At 58.5% G+C, this 18,164-nt stretch carries 19 protein-coding genes and 2 tRNA genes; 7 read left to right on the top strand and 14 right to left on the bottom strand.

Going from position 1 to position 18,164, the window contains the following annotated elements; all coding sequences use genetic code 11:
• Positions 1-137: 137 nt before the first annotated feature.
• The 6 genes from FCH38_RS09750 to pcsA all read right to left on the bottom strand — a co-directional run bounded on the left by FCH38_RS09750 (position 138) and on the right by pcsA (position 6,712).
• Positions 138-872, bottom strand: a complete 735-nt coding sequence (locus tag FCH38_RS09750; RefSeq protein ID WP_149898092.1) for a FadR/GntR family transcriptional regulator — start codon at positions 870-872, stop codon at positions 138-140.
• Positions 873-1,104: 232 nt separating this feature from the next.
• Positions 1,105-2,178: a BMP family ABC transporter substrate-binding protein gene (locus tag FCH38_RS09745; RefSeq protein ID WP_149897367.1), complete on the bottom strand. Its 1,074-nt coding sequence runs from the start codon at positions 2,176-2,178 to the stop codon at positions 1,105-1,107.
• A 38-nt stretch (positions 2,179-2,216) separates the two neighbouring features.
• Positions 2,217-3,137 (bottom strand): ABC transporter permease, encoded by a 921-nt coding sequence (locus FCH38_RS09740; RefSeq protein WP_174373600.1) that lies wholly within the window; start codon positions 3,135-3,137, stop codon positions 2,217-2,219.
• On the bottom strand, positions 3,137-4,228 hold the full coding sequence (locus FCH38_RS09735) for an ABC transporter permease (RefSeq protein WP_149897365.1): 1,092 nt from the start codon (positions 4,226-4,228) through the stop codon (positions 3,137-3,139). The genes FCH38_RS09740 and FCH38_RS09735 overlap by 1 nt, the downstream gene beginning before the upstream one ends.
• A complete protein-coding gene (locus tag FCH38_RS09730) occupies positions 4,218-5,774 on the bottom strand; it encodes an ABC transporter ATP-binding protein (protein ID WP_174373660.1) in 1,557 nt (518 codons plus the stop codon). The genes FCH38_RS09735 and FCH38_RS09730 overlap by 11 nt, the downstream gene beginning before the upstream one ends.
• Before the next feature lie 212 nt (positions 5,775-5,986).
• The gene (pcsA, locus tag FCH38_RS09725) at positions 5,987-6,712 is read right to left on the bottom strand and encodes a phosphatidylcholine synthase (RefSeq protein ID WP_149897364.1); all 726 of its coding nucleotides are present in this window, start codon (positions 6,710-6,712) and stop codon (positions 5,987-5,989) included.
• Between the two features lie 209 nt (positions 6,713-6,921).
• Between pcsA and FCH38_RS09720 the strand changes: the two genes are divergently transcribed.
• Positions 6,922-8,130 (top strand): UbiH/UbiF family hydroxylase, encoded by a 1,209-nt coding sequence (locus FCH38_RS09720; RefSeq protein ID WP_174373599.1) that lies wholly within the window; start codon positions 6,922-6,924, stop codon positions 8,128-8,130.
• Here the strand turns inward: FCH38_RS09720 and FCH38_RS09715 are convergent.
• Together FCH38_RS09715 and FCH38_RS09710 are read right to left on the bottom strand one after the other, a co-directional pair.
• Entirely contained in the window at positions 8,114-9,052 is a 939-nt protein-coding gene (locus tag FCH38_RS09715) for an AEC family transporter (protein ID WP_149897362.1), read from the bottom strand. The genes FCH38_RS09720 and FCH38_RS09715 overlap by 17 nt on opposite strands.
• Positions 9,053-9,181: 129 nt before the next feature.
• Entirely contained in the window at positions 9,182-9,928 is a 747-nt protein-coding gene (locus FCH38_RS09710) for a cytochrome c biogenesis CcdA family protein (protein WP_149897361.1), read from the bottom strand.
• Between the two features lie 281 nt (positions 9,929-10,209).
• Here FCH38_RS09710 and FCH38_RS09705 point away from each other — a divergent pair.
• Positions 10,210-10,285 (top strand) — tRNA-Lys (locus FCH38_RS09705).
• Positions 10,286-10,481: 196 nt separating this feature from the next.
• Here the strand turns inward: FCH38_RS09705 and FCH38_RS09700 are convergent.
• The 3 genes from FCH38_RS09700 to FCH38_RS09690 form a co-directional block, all read right to left on the bottom strand.
• The gene (locus tag FCH38_RS09700; protein WP_174373598.1) at positions 10,482-11,225 is read right to left on the bottom strand and encodes a glycosyltransferase family 25 protein; all 744 of its coding nucleotides are present in this window, start codon (positions 11,223-11,225) and stop codon (positions 10,482-10,484) included.
• A gap of 159 nt (positions 11,226-11,384) precedes the next feature.
• Positions 11,385-12,629 (bottom strand): YcbK family protein, encoded by a 1,245-nt coding sequence (locus FCH38_RS09695; protein WP_174373597.1) that lies wholly within the window; start codon positions 12,627-12,629, stop codon positions 11,385-11,387.
• 158 nt (positions 12,630-12,787) lie between these two features.
• Positions 12,788-13,228 (bottom strand): VOC family protein, encoded by a 441-nt coding sequence (locus tag FCH38_RS09690; RefSeq protein ID WP_153514033.1) that lies wholly within the window; start codon positions 13,226-13,228, stop codon positions 12,788-12,790.
• Positions 13,229-13,420: 192 nt separating this feature from the next.
• On the opposite strand from FCH38_RS09690, the gene FCH38_RS09685 reads away from it, so the two are divergent.
• The gene (locus FCH38_RS09685) at positions 13,421-13,999 is read left to right on the top strand and encodes a cold-shock protein (RefSeq protein ID WP_153514034.1); all 579 of its coding nucleotides are present in this window, start codon (positions 13,421-13,423) and stop codon (positions 13,997-13,999) included.
• A complete protein-coding gene (locus tag FCH38_RS09680; protein ID WP_174373596.1) occupies positions 13,999-14,481 on the top strand; it encodes a DUF192 domain-containing protein in 483 nt (160 codons plus the stop codon). Before FCH38_RS09685 ends, FCH38_RS09680 begins: the two co-directional genes overlap by 1 nt.
• 60 nt (positions 14,482-14,541) lie before the next feature.
• Here the strand turns inward: FCH38_RS09680 and FCH38_RS09675 are convergent, their stop codons facing one another.
• Positions 14,542-14,790: a BON domain-containing protein gene (locus FCH38_RS09675; RefSeq protein WP_052819726.1), complete on the bottom strand. Its 249-nt coding sequence runs from the start codon at positions 14,788-14,790 to the stop codon at positions 14,542-14,544.
• A 213-nt stretch (positions 14,791-15,003) separates the two neighbouring features.
• Here FCH38_RS09675 and FCH38_RS09670 point away from each other — a divergent pair, with 213 nt between their 5' ends.
• Together FCH38_RS09670 and FCH38_RS09665 are read left to right on the top strand one after the other, a co-directional pair.
• Positions 15,004-15,273, top strand: a complete 270-nt coding sequence (locus FCH38_RS09670; RefSeq protein WP_035224285.1) for a DUF982 domain-containing protein — start codon at positions 15,004-15,006, stop codon at positions 15,271-15,273.
• A 215-nt stretch (positions 15,274-15,488) separates the two neighbouring features.
• Entirely contained in the window at positions 15,489-16,631 is a 1,143-nt protein-coding gene (locus FCH38_RS09665; protein WP_174373595.1) for a ceramide glucosyltransferase, read from the top strand.
• Between the two features lie 47 nt (positions 16,632-16,678).
• Here the strand turns inward: FCH38_RS09665 and FCH38_RS09660 are convergent, their stop codons facing one another.
• On the bottom strand, positions 16,679-17,143 hold the full coding sequence (locus FCH38_RS09660; protein WP_174373594.1) for a translation initiation factor 2: 465 nt from the start codon (positions 17,141-17,143) through the stop codon (positions 16,679-16,681).
• 366 nt (positions 17,144-17,509) lie between these two features.
• Positions 17,510-17,586: transfer RNA gene (locus FCH38_RS09655), tRNA-Pro, on the bottom strand.
• Positions 17,587-17,851: 265 nt separating this feature from the next.
• On the opposite strand from FCH38_RS09655, the gene FCH38_RS09650 reads away from it, so the two are divergent.
• Positions 17,852-18,157, top strand: coding sequence for an ETC complex I subunit (locus FCH38_RS09650; protein ID WP_149897356.1), 306 nt, complete (start codon positions 17,852-17,854; stop codon positions 18,155-18,157).
• The last annotated feature ends 7 nt before the right edge of the window (positions 18,158-18,164 follow it).

The raw sequence follows: 18,164 nt of genomic DNA, 5'->3' as shown, positions 1-18,164 counted from the left end.
TGAACAGACAGGCGCATCGGTAATTGCGTTCCGGCATTGCTATAACGGCGGCCCACTTAAGAAACCATGCAAATCCACACCAAATTTCCATGCCGATTTTCATCAAACGTGATCAGCGGCGGTATGGCGTGATCTGTTCAGCGCGGGTGACGGGCGTTGAATTCCAATACCTGCTGACGACCGTTTTCAATCAGCCTGCCCATTTCGCGGCGCGCCGCGGCCTCATCGCGCAGACGAAACGCCTCGACCAGCCTTAAATGGGAGGCGGATACATCGGAAATCTCATTGGGATCGGCTTCCGGGTTGCTCATCCGGAAAATACCCGCCAGCGCTGCCTTGATCAGTGAACCGACGGTGCGCATGAACGGATTACCGGACATTTCAGTGATGAGCACATGGAAATTCATATCCGCCAGCGCCCGCTTCTCTTTAGAATAGGCCGTATTGCCCATCTCGTTGGCGTAAGCGGCAAGCTTGGCGATATCGGCGTCCTTTGCCCTGAGAGCGGCAAGCCCCGCGCCATAGGGCTCGAAAGCCTGACGGATATCATAGAGATGCAGCAGGAACTCGTCGCTGACGCCTGCCTCGAAGTGCCAGAGAAGCACTTCACTGTCGAACATGTTCCAGCTTTCGCGCTCCGTCACCCGAGTGCCGATGCGCGCCTTGGGCGAAATCATGCCCTTGGCGGTCAGCGTCTTCATCGCTTCACGCAACACCGTGCGGGATACTTTCAGCCGCTCCATCAACTCGGCATCGCCGGGCAGGATGTCGCCCGTCTTGAAGGTGCCGGACACGATGTCGAGACCGAGCTTGTGAACGACCTGTGCATGATTTGTCCGCAGCTTTCGAAAACCGATCGCCGCATCGAGCATTCCGCGCTGCAAGTGTCATGTCCTCCCGTTCGGTTGACGAGGTGAAAATCGCGTATGGCTTGTATATTCCAGGTCAGGCCCACGATTTTCAACGTAGAATACAGTGAAAAACATCAACGCGCGTGAAAAGCAAAGCCAAACTTCGTTCACACGGCAAAACAGATAAAAATAACAAAGACCGCGCATGAATTTCATACGCGGTCCAATTGGCGGCCTGTGCCGGCACGCAGAATTATTGCGGCAGCTTGTCGTCCACGCCGGCAACGTAGAAGTTGAGACCAAGCAGAACCTTGTCCTCAGCCTTTTCACCAGCCTTCAGCCATTCCGAGCCGTCCTGCTTCTTCACCGGGCCGGTGAAGGGGTGCAGCTCGCCCGACTTGATCTTGGCTTCGGTGTCCTCAGCCATTTTCTTCACGTCGTCAGGCATGTTGGTGTAGGGCGCCATGGTCAGGATGCCGTCTTTGAGGCCATCCCAGATGGATTCCGACTTCCAGGTGCCGTCAAGCAAAGCCTGCGTGCGCTTGATGTAATAAGCGCCCCAGGTATCCTTGATGGCGGTCAGCTGTGTCTCGGGACCGGCTTTGATCATGTCGGATGCCTGACCGAAAGCCTTGATACCGCGCTCCGCTGCAACCTGCATCGGTGCTGTCGTGTCGGTGTGCTGCGTCAGGATATCGACGCCCTGGTCGATCAGTGCCTTGGCGGCATCGGCTTCCTTGCCGGGGTCGAACCAGGTATTGGCCCATACGACCTTGAGCTTGAAGTCCGGGTTAACCGACTGTGCACCGAGAACGAAGGCGTCAATGCCCATCACCACTTCCGGGATCGGGAAGGAAGCGATGTAGCCGGCGAGACCTTTCTTCGACATCTTCGCGGCGATCTGGCCCTGAATATAACGGCCTTCATAGAAGCGCGCATTGTAGGTCGCGACGTTTTCAGCGGTCTTGAAGCCGGTGGCGTGCTCGAACTTCACCTTGGGGAACTTCTGGGCAACCTTCACGGTCGCATCCATGAAGCCGAAGGAGGTGGTGAACACCAGTTCGCAGCCGGAACGGGCCATGCGCTCGATGGCGCGTTCGGCATCCGGGCCTTCCGGAACGCTTTCGAGGAACGGCGTTTCGATCTTGTCGCCGAAGTGCTTCTGCAGCTCTTCGCGGCCAATTTCATGCGCCTGTGTCCAGCCGCCATCGGTGCGGCTGCCGACATAGATGAAGCAGACCTTCTTGGCGTCGGCGGCTTCAGCGGAGGAAACGACGCCTCCGAGGGCCGCGACGGAAGCGGCGAGTGCGATGACCAGTTTTTTCATTTTTACCCCTGTTGGTTTGGAGATTTGAGGATTCTTCTTCACCTGTCCGGCACGAAGGATTTGCCCAGCGATGCCGGTGTGTTGATCAAGGTCGTGCGGCGATTATGCGAGATGATGACCAGCACGACAATAGTTGCGAGATAAGGCATCGCCGAAAGCAGCTGCGACGGCACGCCGATGCCGAAGGCCTGCGCGTGCAACTGGCCGATGGTGACAGCGCCGAACAGATAACCGCCCGCCAGCAGGCGCCACGGACGCCAGGAGGCGAAGACGACGAGCGCCAGCGCAATCCAGCCGCGCCCGGCCGACATGTTTTCCACCCATTGCGGCGTATAGACCAGCGACAGCTGGGCGCCTGCAAGACCGGCGCAGGCGCCGCCGAACATGACCGCCAGATACCGCGTGCGGATAACGTTGATGCCAAGCGCGTGCGCCGAGGCATGGCTGTCGCCAATGGCGCGGACTTTAAGCCCGGCGCGGCTTTTGAACAAAAACCAGCCGATACCGAAGACCAGCGCGATGGACATGTAGAAGATCAGATCCTGCCGGAACAGCAGCGGACCGAAAAAGGGGATTTCCGACAAAACCGGAAACACGATGGGCTGTAGCTTGATGCCAGGCAGACCGACAAAGCTTTCACCCAGCATGCCGGAAACGCCAAGCCCGAGAATGGTGAGCGCCAGCCCCGTCGCCACCTGGTTGGTGACAAGCGTCAGCGTCAGGAAACCGAAAAGCAGCGAAAATACCGCCCCGGAGGCGATGCCGGCCAGAATGCCGAGATAGGGGGAACCCGTCATATGAGAGGCCGCGAAAGCGCAGACCGCGCCCATGATCATCATGCCCTCAACACCGAGATTGAGCACGCCCGAGCGCTCCACCACCAGCTCGCCCGAAGCGGCGATGACTAGCGGCGTCGCGGCGGTGATGACGGTTAGGAGAATGGCCTGAAGCATATCCATCATGCCGCTCCTTGCTTGTGATGCGCCTTGCCGGCGAAAACGACCCGGATGCGGTAGAAAATCAGCGTATCGCAGGACAGAACGAAGAACAGCATCAGCCCCTGAAACACCCGTGTCACCTTGTCCGACACACCGATCGAAAGCTGTGCCGCCTCACCCCCGAGATAGGTCAGCGCCAGCACCAGCCCGGAAAGGATGATGCCAAGCGGATTAAGGCGGCCGAGAAAGGCGACGATGATGGCGGTGAAACCATAACCCGGCGAAATGCTGGGCTGGAGATGGCCGATGGAACCGGAAGCTTCCGAAATGCCCGCAAGCCCGGCCAGCGCGCCCGATAGCAGCAGCGAAAACCACACCATGCGGCTGGAGGAGAAACCGGCAAAGCGCCCGGCCCGCGCCGATTGGCCAAGCACGGTAACTTCAAAGCCCTTGAGCATGTAGCGCATCATGAACCACAACGCGATGGCCGCAACGATGGCAAAAACGAAACCCCAATGCGCCCGGCCCGACGCCAGCATTTCCGGCAAAACGGCGCTGTCGTTGAATGCCTTTGTCTGCGGAAAGTTGTAACCGCCGGGATCGCGCCAGATGCCGCGCGTCAGCCAGTCGAGGAAGAGCTGCGCGACATAGACCAGCATCAGGCTGACGAGGATTTCATTGGTGTTGAACTTCGTCTTTAACAGCGCCGGAATACCGGCATAAAGCGCCCCGCCGACAGCGCCCATCACCATCATCAACGGCAGGATGAGCGGCGAATGCCAGTCGGGATAAAGCACCGGCAGGATGGAACCGGTAATCGCGCCGATGGTGAATTGCCCCTCCGCGCCGATATTCCAGTTATTGGAGCGATAACAGATCGACAGGCCGACGCCGATCAGGATCAGCGGTGCGGCCTTGATCGCCAGCTCATGCAGCGACCAAACCTCCAGCAACGGCTCGACAAAAAAGGCGTAAAGCGCGTGGGCCGGATTTTTGCCAAGCATGGCGAACATGATCGCGCCGACGAGCAGCGTCAGCACCAGCGCCAGAAGCGGCGAAAGCAGGGTGAATAGCTTCGAGACGCCTGCCCGTTTTTCAAGCTCAATGCGCATGCTGGGCGGCTCCCGAATGTGTATGGATGCCGCCCATCAGCAGGCCGATCTTTTCAAGCGTCATATCTTCCACCGGATGGGCCTCTGAGAGCTTGCCGTCGGAAATGACCGCGATATTGGTGGCGACCTCGAAGATTTCATCGAGATCCTGGCTGATGACGATGACGGCCGAGCCGGCCTTGGCGAGATCGACCAGCGCCTGGCGGATACGGCTTGCAGCACCGGCATCCACACCCCAGGTCGGCTGGTTGACCACCAGCACCGCCGGCTGACGATCAAGCTCGCGCCCGACGATGAATTTCTGCAGGTTGCCGCCGGAAAGCGATCCCGCCAGCGGATCGGCCCCGCTTTTGCGCACATCCATGGTTTCCGAAATGCGCCGCGCCGCCGTCTTGATGACCGAGCCGCGGATGATGCGCAGAAAACCGCCCGTCAGAAACGCCTTGCGGTCGGAGCGCGCCCGCGCCAGCAAAAGATTGTCGGAAAGGCTCATGCCCGGAACGGCGGCATGGCCATGGCGCTCCTCCGGCACGAAACCAGCACCCATCAGCCGGCGGCCATTGATGCCGATGCGGCCAACCGCCTTGCCGCGCAGATGGATGGCGTCATTATTATAGACGGGATATTCGCCCGAAAGCGCGTCGAACAGTTCGCCCTGCCCGTTGCCGGCCACACCGGCAATCGCCAGCACTTCTCCGGCGCGCACATTCATGGAAATCGATTTCAAGGCCACGGCAAAAGGCGTGCGCGGCGCGACCGAAAGCGCCATGACTTCAATCTGCGGCGCGCCAAGCGCTTCACCCGTTGCCCGCGAAACGCTTGCGACATCGCTGCCAACCATCATGCGCGCCAGAGATGCCGGCGTTTCCTTGCGCGGATCACACGCACCCGTCACCTTGCCGTGACGCAGGACAGTGGCGCGATCACAGATGCGCTGCACCTCTTCGAGGCGGTGGCTGATATACAGCACCGATCGGCCTTCGGCCTTCAGCTTTGCCAGCGTCTCGAACAGCTTGTCAGCCTCCTGCGGCGTCAAAACCGAGGTCGGCTCATCAAGAATGATCAGGCGCGGGTTCTGCAACAAGGCGCGGACGATCTCGATGCGCTGGCGCTCGCCGACCGAAAGATCGGCCACATGCGCATTGGGATCGAGCGGCAGGCCATAGGCCCGCGACAGCGTTTCCGCTTCCCTGGTGATTTCCTTCAGAGAAATTTTCGGATCGAGCGAAAGGGCGATGTTTTCAGCGACCGTCAGCGCCTCGAACAGCGAAAAATGCTGGAACACCATGCCGATACCGAGCCTGCGGGCCTCGCTGGGCGAGCCCACGGAAACCGGCTGGCCCTGCCAGATGATGTCGCCTTCTGTCGGCGCAAGGACGCCGAACAGCATCTTGACCAGCGTGGACTTGCCCGCGCCGTTTTCACCCAGAAGCGCATGGATTTCGCCCGGCGCAATATCAAGATCGATGCCGTTGCAGGCGGCAAAATTGCCGAACAGCTTGGTCAGCTTGCGAACGGACAGGAGAGGCACGGCCTCTGGCGCCAAAGTTCCAGTCACGAGTTCCCTCTTTCACCGGCCGTCCATGCCTTCTTCGAAGCATTTTTAACAACCGTGGTCATTGTTCCCAATCCCGTGGCAATGCGTATGCAATGCTGCGCGACCATGATTTATTGATAACTGTTTTGCTGCTGCGCACAACATAAAAAGCAGTTGCTTAAATGCAATTTGCACAAGCAATAAACGGCTTTACCTTTTTCTTATTTCGCGCCGAGCGCAGGGAAAAACTGCAATATTCCCCCGATGCAATAAAGATAGATGCCGCTCGCCGTGAATGCGATCACCGCCCATGTCGGCGTTTCAAAATGCATCAGCAATGCATAACCCCCGAGCGCGCACCAGACGAACACGACAGCCAGATTGAGCGGCCGCAGCCGCTTCACCCGCACCGGATGCAGGAAATTGATCGGCAGGAACGTCAGAAACACCGAAACGGTAACGACGGTCATAGCCGTGGTGGCGCTGGCATCCAGAACGAACAGGGTGAAAACCACCATGTTCCAAACCACCGGGAAGCCCGAGAAAAAATATTCATCCGTCTTCATGCCCATATCGGCATAATAAATGGCGCTCGACACTACGATCATGCCGGCGGCAACGAAGGATAGCGGCTCGCCGATCATGCCGCTCTGATAAAGCGCAAAGGCGGGCAGAAGCACATAGGTCACGTAGTCGATGATGTTGTCGAGCGTGTCGCCGGACCAGTTGGGCAGAACTTCCTTCACCCGCACCTTGCGGGCGATGGGTCCGTCGATACCATCGACCAGCAGCGCAAGCCCCAGCCACCAGAACATATCGACGAAACGGTGTTCGGCAGCCGCGACGACGCCGAGAAAAGCCAGGAACGAACCGGATGCCGTCAGCATATGCACGGAAAAGGCGCGGATTTCCGCGTAGGGAACACGCTTGTAGTTGAAAATTTTCATGGTCAGCGTCTGCGCCCCGCTTTTTATCCGCCCTGTTCATTCCGGTATGCGGCCATTCACCACGCTTTGCAACCGGCTCAATCCGCTTATCCTAAGACTAATATAGTGGCGCAACCAACGAATGTTTGCGCCCGGATGTTGCGGCGTCCAAGTGGATTTACCTGCGCAAAGCCTCTATGATGCTCTGGAAATAACAACGGATCAGGACCATGAGACACTTCGATATCGCCATCACCGGTGCGGGACTTGCGGGCCAGATCGCGGCCATAGCACTCGCCCGGGCCGGCCGCCACGTGGCGCTCATCGCACCTTCAAGCGACAGGAAGGACCGGCGCACCACGGCGCTGATGGATCAGTCGATCCGTTTCATGGACCGTCTCGGCCTGTGGTCGCGCATCGCCCCTTCCGCCGCTCGTCTTTCCACCATGCAGATCATCGACGGCACCGACCGCCTGCTGCGCGCGCCGACGGTGCAGTTCCGCTCCTCCGAAATCGGGCTCGACGCCTTCGGTTGGAACATTCCCAACGAAGCGCTTCTGGGCGTGCTTGGCGAAGCTGTCGAACAGGAACACAATATCACCCGCCTCGACACCGTGGCCGGGACGATCGACGTCGGCAACGACCGCGTCACGGTAACGCTTGGCGATGGTGAAACGCTCTCCGCCGATTTCCTGATCGGCGCGGATGGCAGGAAATCGATGGTGCGGGATGCGGCGGGCATCGGCGTCAAATCCTGGTCCTATCCGCAGACCGCCATCGTCCTGAATTTCGGCCACAGCCGGCCGCACGGCAATGTCTCGACGGAGTTCCACACGCCGACCGGACCTTTCACACAGGTTCCCCTGCCCGGCGACCGCTCCAGCCTCGTCTGGGTCGTCACGCCACAGCAGGCGGAAGAACTGACGGCGCTGCCGCTGGAAGCCTTGAGCCTGAAGGTCGAGGAACGCATGCAATCCATGCTCGGCGCTGTTACCGTGGAGGACAGCGTGCAGGCATGGCCGCTGTCTTCCATGACGGCGCATCGTTTCGGCAAGGGCCGCGTGGCCCTGATCGGCGAGGCGGCGCATGGTTTTCCGCCCATCGGCGCGCAGGGGCTGAACCTCAGCCTGCGCGACATTATCGCTCTGACGGAACTGCTGGGCGCCGTCTCCGACCGACCGATTGCGGCGGACGCCGGCAACAGTTTCGACCGCAAACGACGGGCGGATGTCTACACCCGCACCCTCAGTGTCGATCTCCTCAATCGCTCGCTGCTTTCCGATTTCCTGCCGGTGCAGATGGCGCGCGCGGCTGGTCTGCATGTCCTCTCCGGCATCGGCACGCTCAGAAGCATGGTGATGCGCGAAGGCATCGAGCCGGGGCGCGGGCTGAAGGCCCTGCCCTCGCTGCTGTTCGGCAGCTTCAAAAAGGCTGGATGAAATACACCACGCCGGTCAGCGTGAAGACCGACAGCAGCGTCGAAATCAGGATCGTTGCCGACGCCCGCTCCTGCCAGACGTGATATTGTTGACCGATAACGAAGACATTCGTCGCGGTCGGTAGCGCAGCAAGCAGAACGGCGGAATAGATCCACACCGGTTCGAACCGCCCGAGCGACGACAGGACCAGATAGGCAGCGAGCGGATGCAGGATCAGCTTGGCCGGCACGATATAGCTGATCTCCACCGGCACGCGCTTCATCGGCCGAAGCGCCAGCGTCACGCCCATGGCAAACAGCGCGCAGGGCGCTGCCGATTGCGCCAGATAATCGACAAGCCGCTGCACCGCCTCCGGCGGCTGCCATGACAGCGAAGCGGCGAGAAATCCGGCAATCACCGAGACGATGAACGGATGGGTAATGACCTTGCGCGCCACATCCAGCGCAAGCCTTCCAGCCGAGCGCTTGTCGCCGCCCGCAACCGCCATCATCGCCGGCGCGACGATGAAATGCGCGGCGTTTTCAAGGCAGACGATCAGCGCCACCGGCACTGCCGCCTTTTCGCCAAGCGCCAGAAGCGCAAGCCCCGGTCCCATGTAACCAATATTACCGTAACTTGCCGCGAAACTCTGGATCGTCGTTTCGGCGAGGCTGTTCTTGCGGACGAACCGGCCGATCAGGAACACCAGCAGAAAAATGCCATAGGTGCAGGCAAGGCTGGCGGCCACGAAATCCATGCGCGCCAGTTCTTCCACCGGCGTTTTCGACACCAGCTTGAAAAACAGCGCCGGTAAGGCCGCATAGATGATGAAGGTGTTCAGCCAGCCCATCGCCTCGACCGGCTGTTTTGTTATCCGCGCCGCGCCGTAACCGATGAAGATCAGGCCGAAAAACGGCAACAGCAATCCAACGATATCAGCCACGGTCGTTCCTCAAGAGCATTTCCGTCAAAAGTGCGTCGCGGTTTTACGTCCGGAAAATGCGTAAAACAAAGAGGTAGAGCGTTTTCGCGTTTCGGAGAAAAGCGGAAATGCTCCAAGTCCGCGAGAGGCTTAGCCGATTTTCATCAGGATCGGAAAGGTCTCCTGGAACCAGATCGCCACATTGGTGATAAAACCGGACATGAAAGCGATACCGGTAAGCACCAAAAGCACACCCATCACCTTTTCGACGAGACCGAGATGGCGGCGGAAGCGCACGAGGAAGCGCATGAAGGAACCGGAAAATGCCGCCGCAATCCAGAACGGTACGGCAAGGCCGAGCGAATAGACCGCAAGCAGCATCGCGCCGTCACCAACCGTTTCACGCGACGCGGCAACACCGAGAATGGCCCCCAGAACCGGACCGATACAGGGCGTCCAGCCGAAGGCGAAGGCAAGGCCCATCACATAGGCGCCGGAAAGCGTGGCCGGTTTGCCCGCCCCCTGAAACCGCGCCTCGCGCGAAAACAGGCCGATGCGGAACACGCCGAGAAAATTCAGGCCCATGAGGATAATGATGAAACCGCCGATCTTGGCGAGAATATCGAGATTCTGTCGCAGCAACGTGCCGATCGTCGAGGCGCCTGCCCCCAGCGCCACGAAAACAGTAGCGAAACCGAGGGTGAAGAAGAAAGCCGAGAACATCACGGCCCTGCGAATCTCCGGCCGCGGCGCGGTCTCCTCCGTCTTGAACTGCTCGACGGAAACACCGGCCATATAACAGAGATAGGGTGGCACCAGCGGCAGCACACAGGGCGACAGAAACGAAAGAGCGCCGGCCAGGAGCGCGCTGAACAGGGAAATATCGGCAATCGACAAGAAGAACTCCGCATCCCGCAAAGCCGCCGCGATTTTGAAGATTCGCCCGCACTTCACGCTTCATTTTCGTGCATGTCATTGCTGCAAAACGATTTCACCCGTTTGCCCGACACGCCTGAAGCCGGTTTTATCCCCAGCCGCCCCCTCTCTCCAATCACCTTTTTGGGGGTGCGACAAAAAAAACCAGATTGATTGTCGAAAGCGCTTTTTTTGGGTTGACCGAACGGATCGCTCTACCTATGTTCCGCGCACTTCCGAAGGGCAAATCAGCCCCGACACGGGAGAGCGTAGCTCAGCCGGTAGAGCAACTGACTTTTAATCAGTAGGTCCAGGGTTCGAATCCCTGCGCTCTCACCACCTCAGATTTATTTTCCCGTTAATTTACAGAGACTTGTCGATACAGAGAGCTTGGCGTCGTCGTGTCTTGGACATCTGCGCCAGCAATTTCGGAGCGCAGAAATAACCGCGCCCGTCTCATTGTTCTTTCGCCAATTCAGGCTCTAAGGTGAAACCCGATCATGCAGCCTGCGCGTGAACAGCCCTGCCCGCCACGCTAACGATAGACATAAATATACCGCGCAATATTGTCATAGAAGCTCGAGAGATAAGCCGGAATCCGTTTGATGCGGGCGAACTTGCTGCCGCGATATTCGGCGCGGGTGCCGACCAGCGTGTCCGGGTCGCCGAATGGCAGGAAATCCTTGTCGGTGACATAAACTTGCGTGCCATAGCCCCAGCCGCATTCCAGGGCGCGGTCGAAAGGCAGCGTCATCACCCTTGCCGTTTTGAGAAAGCGCTCCGCCCCGCCCCGCGAAATGATGTAGCAGGCGGATGATCCCTGCGGGCCATAGATGCAGCGGCCAAGCGTATCGCCAAGCGCGCTGGTTTTCCGGCTCTTGAAACCGCTGCGGCGATGATTGGTCAGTTTGACGATCGCGTTTTCCGGCATTATCGCAACCATTGCCTGGACCCGTTCCGAAAACTCCGGGGTGAAGGCAACATCGTCCTCGACGATGACAGCCACCGGCGCATCGGTGGCAAGGAATATCTCCAGTGCCTTTATATGGCTGGCATAGCAGCCATATTCACCGGCGAGCGCATGGCGGCCATTGCGCAGCTCGAAACCGCGCCGGTCGAAATCCGTCCATTCGGCGGGTGGAACAGTCTTGCCGTCGACACCTTCCACCGGGCGCAGATCCAGCCCGAGCCCGACAGCGCCCTCCAGCATCTTCTCAAGCCGCGCCCGCGCTCGCGCAATGGAAATGATGTAGATGGGGAAAGTGGAAATCGGCAGCATTCAGAACACACCATGCGCATGAAGACGGGAGACCGTCTCCTATAGCAAGGCGCGTGCGACGTCCATTCGCACACCGAAAAGGCGCCATCTCGTCAGGCGGAATACCGGGATTTACGGGGCAGGAAGTTTCAGCCCCGAAACGCATGGAGTCGCTGGTTTTTATTTGCGCGCGGCAGTGCGGCGGCAACGCCAGTTCCAGTCTCTCGGCTCGCCCGTATCCATATGAACCGATTCGGTGTGGCAATAGGTGCCGACGCCACCGCGCTCAGGCAGGGAACGCAGATAGGTGGCAAGTTCCCACTTGGAGACGCCCTTGATCTGGATGTCAGCGGCATCGCAGGTATAGTGCTTGGAACCCTGCCTCACGCCCTTTGGCGGCCGATAGCCCGAGGTGACGATGGCCGGGCTGTTATAATGCCGCTCGACGTCCTTGATCATGCGGACCAGTTCCGGCTTGAAACAGCCGACTTCGACATTATCCGTCTGCAGGAAAAGACCATTGGGGGAAACACGGGTCAGGCCGGAGAGCGACGCAAGCTTCATCAGGCCGGTGGGCTGGTCATCCTCATCTTCGAGATGCGCATCGTCAAATTCCTCAGACATCATCGAGCGACCGGAAAGCGCAATACCCATCGTCCGGTCCGCTGCGCCCGATAGCGCCGCAACCTCGGTATTTGCAGCGGCACCGTTTTCGATCATTTTCGGCAGCCGTTTTTTGGCGGCGCCGGCGAAAAATGCCGCAAGCGTTACGCCCGTGCCTTCGCTTTCCTGTTTCTCACCTGCGGGCACCGCGTTTGCTGCGGGTTGCGCAGCGGCGGCGGCTGCAAGCTGTTGTGGTGCGGGTGTCGGAACAGACTGGCGGTTTTCGCTATGCTGTTCCGCTACCGGTAGCGGAACTGGCGCGGAGGCTGGTTGCGGCTGGAGTTGCGGCTGCGCCGGCGCTGAATAAACGCTGCTGACGGCGGGGATGATCCGCTGCGATGGCGCGGCGGCGGAACCATCCGTCGCAACCGAAGGCACTGCCGCGCGGGCGGTGGAATAGATGCTGGATGTACCGGCGGAAATTGCCGTGGGCTGCGTCGTCAGCCCGCCAATATCGGCGGCGGCACCATAAACCTGCGCCGGGCCACCCGATGTCTGCGGCTGGACGGGCATGGCCCCGCCGGACGCCGATGCAACGGCAGGGTCAACATAATGCCCCGGCTGAGCGCCAGCCGCAGGCGCGGCGACGGCCGCTGCGGCCGTCTGCGGATGCTGTTGTGCGGCAATTGCCGGCTTTTTGGTATTGGCGGCCATCTCGTCATCCGTCACCGCCGAAACGCAGCCGGAAAGCCCCAGCAGCGAAACCGCAATGACGAGACGCTGACAGGAAACGCGTCCTTTCGCGCCCTCGACAGTTTTCATGGGTGGCCTCCGTATCTTGCATTTCCAACAGCAGCACGGGAACGGAATCGTGTGCTTTTCCCAAACGGGACGGACCGTTTCGATTCGCGGACTATGCCTCATCCCGTCGGGACAAGGCAAGAGCGCCCGAAAACGCCGCTATTGGCCGGGAAAATCCCTTACCAGGAACCGGTATTCTGCATAGATATCCACGGTTCGGCTGGTGCGAGGCTTTCGCCCTTCTGCAGAATCTCGAAGGAAATACCGTCAGGCGAACGGACGAAGGCCATGTGCCCGTCACGCGGCGGCCGGTTGATCACGATGCCATTCTGCTGAAGCCTGGCGCAGAAGTCGTAGATATTGTCGACCTCATAGGCCAGATGGCCGAAATTGCGGCCGCCAGTGTAATCTTCGGTGTCCCAATTATAGGTGAGTTCGAGGCTCGGCGCTTTTTTTTCCTTAGCCGCAGCAATGTCATCGCGCGCTGCAAGAAACACCAGAGTGAATCGGCCTTTTTCGTTTTCGATTCGGCGTATTTCCTCGAGACCCAGCAGGTCGCAATAGAATTTCATTGATTCGCCAAGGTCTTTGACGCGAACCATCGTGTGCAGATACCGCATTATATTCCTCTCCAATACAAGGGTCCGGAGCCGTTAAACGCATGATGGCAAGCCCCAGACAAGGACGGCGACATAAAAGCAGCTACGCAAATCAAAAACTAGGGCTTGCGTGAAACCGTTACCAAGATGTTAATCTGGTAAACAGGAATCAGTTGACCGGTGTATGGCGCGTATTTGAGGGGTTGGCAGGATATGGCTGATAGGATGTCATCGAAAACGATAGTCGATGTCGAGGACCTTTCGGGCGATGCCGTCGACCTGACCGAAATCACCGGCGTCGTGAAATGGTTCGACGTCGCCAAGGGTTTCGGCTTCATCGTGCCGGATAATGGCATGCAGGATGTGCTGCTGCACGTTTCCTGCCTGCGCCGGGATGGATACCAGACCATTCTGGAGGGCACCCGAATCGTCGCCCTCATCCAGCGGCGCGACCGTGGCTTTCAGGCTTTCCGCATCCTGTCGATGGATCAGTCGACCGCCATTCACCCCTCGCAGCTGCCGCCGGTGCGCACCCATGTGCAGGTAACGGCGTCGAGCGGACTTGAGCGCGTCATCGTCAAGTGGTTCAACCGCACCAAGGGTTTCGGCTTTTTGACGCGCGGTGAAGGAACCGAAGATATTTTCGTGCATATGGAAACGCTGCGCCGTTTCGGCCTGACGGAACTTCGCCCGGGCCAGGTTGTGCTGGTGCGTTTCGGTGATGGCGACAAGGGCTTGATGGCGGCGGAAATCCACCCCGACAACCCCGTCTCAATCGGGATGTCGCACTGATGACCGCCCTGTTGGGAAATATCGTGAAGAGCGCCGTGATGGCGCTTCTTTTTTTCACGCTCGCCGGCACCGCGCAGGCTCAGCAACAGACCTTCACGTCCGAGCCGCTGACGATAGAAACCACCTCAGGAAAAAACCAAGACTTCACTGCGGAACTGGCGGTGAACAATGCGCAGCGCGAACAGGGATTGATGTTCCGCAAATCCATGCCGCTGGAAAACGGCATGCTGTTCGATTTCGGGCAGGAACGCGACGTGGCCATGTGGATGCGCAACACGCTCATCCCGCTCGACATGCTGTTCATCGCCCGCGACGGGCGAATCACCCACATTCATGAAAACGCGGTTCCACACTCGGAAGCGATCATCAGCTCCCGTGGTCCGGTCAAATTTGTGCTCGAGTTGAATGGCGGCACCGCAAAACGCTATGGCATCAAGCCGGGCGATATGGTCCGCAGCGGGCAAATCGGCAACCGGAAATGACATTGCCGCGTTATTGCATCTGAATGAGCCGGACGATGTTTCGCCCGGCCGGTGCAATGTTCAGTAAACCGGCTCGATATGACTCAAAATCCGGCAATTGGAAATAGATGCGGCAAGATTGATGGCGATATCGATCGCCTCGACAGAATCGGCCGTGCCTTCAAGATAGATCACGTCATTTTCGACGCTTGCGGAAATACGCGACTTTTCAAGCCCCGTTTCGAAGGCGAGCGCCGAGGTGATCGCCTGGCATACGCCAGCCATGCGGTCTCCAAAAAAGCTCTCCTGAATGCCTGACAGATTGAACATGTGCGTTCTCCTTCTTATGGACATTACAACGCGCCAATAGCGGTTTCGTTCATCTCCGGTTCATCATTTCGTTCATCTTCCATTCATCTTGGAAAATTGGAACCCCCCAATCGATCACATTTTAGGTGATCGGGAACCATTTCGTGAGGCGGGCATTACGCGCATGGGAGAGAGAACAGCCCTCAAGGCACTTGAAACAGGGAGGAGAATGATATGCTGATAAACAGAACCGAGCCGTGTCACCACGCCTCGTGGATGAAGCCGGTGGCGATCCACCTGCCGCTGTGCGTCGCCGTGGAAATCTACAGCCCGCTGGTGGCGCTGGACATGCTGATGTACCGCTGGCCGGAAGAACATGGGCCGGAATATGAAGAAGCGCGCAGAAACTGCCTCGATGCTATCGCCGGCAGGTGCGACATCGAAAAAGCCCGAGAATCGTTTCTCGTCGCAAGCAGTCACGCGCATATTCTGAACATCCACTAAAGTTCATGCCATGGTGACGATTGGGCCCTTCTCCACGAAGGGCTTTTCTTTGCGATACGCCAGATGCTTAAGCGCCTTTTCCCGCGCCACGCAGCCTGCCCGCCCGCCGATGATGACATGTAACTGTCACCTAAACGTTATAATCGGCAAAGACGAATTCCATGGAATCGGTTGGCGGGTGAACCGCTGCAAGCTAGGGAGTGGAACTGGCCAGCATGGAAACTGTCTTTGCCCTTTGCGCAATTCTGCTGCTTGCCTTCAATCTTCTCGGCATCGTTCTGGCCGGCTGGCGCCTGAGGCGGCGCGACACGGAAAACGTGCTTGTGCGGCAAAGGCCGCCGGTCTCTATCGTGGTGCCGTTGCGCGGCGTGGAAAACTTCACCCCGCTGACGCTGTCGCGGGCTTTCGAACTCGATTGGCCGGACTACGAGTTGCTGTTCTGCGTTGCCGATGAATTCGATCCGGTGATCGATGAGGTACGCCGGACAAGTGCTGCCTTCCCGACGATTTCGGCACAGGTTCTCATCGGCGACGACCGCATCAGCGCCAATCCGAAACTGAACAATTGCGTCAAGGGCTGGCGCGCCGCCCGGCATGAATGGGTCATCCTTGCCGATTCGAACGTGCTGATGCCGAAATCCTATGTAGCGACCATGATGTCGGCCTGGCGGCCGGATAGCGGGCTGGTCTGCTCGCCGCCCCTCGGCTCACGTCCGGCGGGCTTCTGGGCGCATGTGGAATGCGCTTTCCTCAACGGCTCGCAGGGCCGCTGGCAATATGCGGCGGAAGCGATCGGCATCGGTTTCGCGCAGGGCAAGTCGATGTTGTGGAACAAACCCTTCCTTGAAGACCATGGCGGCATCCGCGCGCTCGCCGCCGAAATCGCCGAAGACGCCGCCTCGACCAAACTGGTCCGAAACGCCGGCCGCAGGGTGCATCTGGTCACGCCGCCTTTCGAACAGCCGCTCGGCCAGCGCCATCCCAGTGAAATCTGGTCGCGCCAGACCCGCTGGGCGCGGCTGAGGCGCGTGACCTTCCCGCAATATTTCGCACCGGAAATCCTCACCGGCGCGCTTCCCCCGCTGCTCTTCGCGCTCGCTGCCGCTGCGATGATGGACATGAACCTCGCCATCACCGCTTTTGCCGTGCTTGCCATCATGTATGTCCCGGAACTGGTGCTCGCAGCGCTCAACCGCTGGCCATTATCCCTCTATACGCTGCCCGCCATGATCGCCCGGGATATGATCATGCCCGTCGTCTGGGCGCGCAGCTGGATCGGCAGCGCCGTGGCCTGGCGCGGCAATGTCATGACGATAGGCACGGCGGAGAGCACTTTGGCCGGGCCTTCGGCGGATTGATCTGAGACCAAGGCGGCCCGCCATGGATGGCGAGCCGCAGATTATCTTCACGACGTCGGAACGGACGGCTTGGCGGGAGCAGTTTTGACGGGCTTCGGTTTTGTCACCGGCTTTTGCTTTGCCTTGGAAATCGAAATCGGCTTCAACACGATCGTCGCGGGATTGGGATAATGGTCGAGCCCCGCCCCGGTCGCGCCATCAATGGCGACACCGATCAAACCTCCGGCGATCACATTGCCGGCCAAACCCAACGTTCCCTTGCCGCTCATTTTCGTATTAATGGCGACAGAGCCTTTTTCGTAGCCAGGCTTTTCAGCATGGGCGATCAAACTCTGGTTACGCTTGACCACCAGCGTACATGGAGACTTAGGGCATGATTGCCCGAGCGATGTGGTGATAACCGCATCCGGCGGTTCCGAAATGATCGTCACCGCCTCTTCGGTTCCACGCGTAATGGAGCCACAAGACGAAAGCAAAGCGGCGGCTGAAATAGTAAAAATAAACTTAAACATTATATCTCCAAAAATAAAAACGCTTAATACATGCAGCAATAAAAGTAGTATTTCGAATAAATAATATCAATATTCACAGAAAACAATCTTAAATATATTATAAAAAATTAAATTACTATTATTTAAGATATTCGAATAAGTTGCTTTTAACCGAATGCAGCCACTCAGAGAGGAGCGCCGAACAGTTGATAGAGACGGCGCGGCGCACGCCCGCACACATCGGGCTTGCGGGTTTATGGGGAAATTGAGAGGTAACCGGCCGACGCCGAAGGGGGCTCGGATACAGGATCGACAAGCCGAAAACGCAACTGAATACATCGCTTGAAGAAAGCAATGCAAAGCACTGATAAAAGGGGATTTTGAAAATGGTCGGAGTGGAGAGATTCGAACTCCCGACCCTCTGGTCCCAAACCAGATGCGCTACCAGACTGCGCTACACTCCGCCGAGGCGATGGCTGGGGAATACACGGTTCATATGAAGTCCGCAACAGGGAAATTCATCTTTGTTCAGCATTACCGTGATTGGCAGAACACGGTGATGATGCGGCAAGACCGCCAACGGAAAGCAGGGGATAATCATCTTGACTCTCACAGGAAGTCAGTCCATTCCAAATTCAGCGTTCCTGACACGATTTGGTTATTCTATTCAGGTACGTGAAGAATAATCCGGGGTGTTACGCCCCGCCGCCCAACCGGAGCAGTTTCGACATGTCTGCGAAGATTTACCGCCCTGCAAAAACCGCCATGCAATCCGGCACGGCGAAGACCAATGTCTGGGTTCTGGAATTCGACGCCGAAGTTCCGCGCAAGATCGACCCGATCATGGGATACACCTCCAGTTCCGACATGAAGCAGCAGGTCAAGCTGACATTCGAAACACAGGAACAGGCCGAAGCCTACGCGCAGCGCAAGGGCATCGAATACCGCGTCATCCTGCCGAAGGAAGCGACCCGCAAGGTGGTATCCTACACCGACAATTTCCGTTTCAGCCGCACCCAGCCCTGGACGCACTGAAGAAGAC

Origin of the sequence: Agrobacterium tumefaciens, from assembly GCF_013337285.1 — a bacterium.
GTDB classification, from domain to species: domain Bacteria; phylum Pseudomonadota; class Alphaproteobacteria; order Rhizobiales; family Rhizobiaceae; genus Agrobacterium; species Agrobacterium burrii.
Note: the sequence above shows the minus strand (reverse complement) of the source record. Positions and strands in the feature narration are given on the sequence as shown.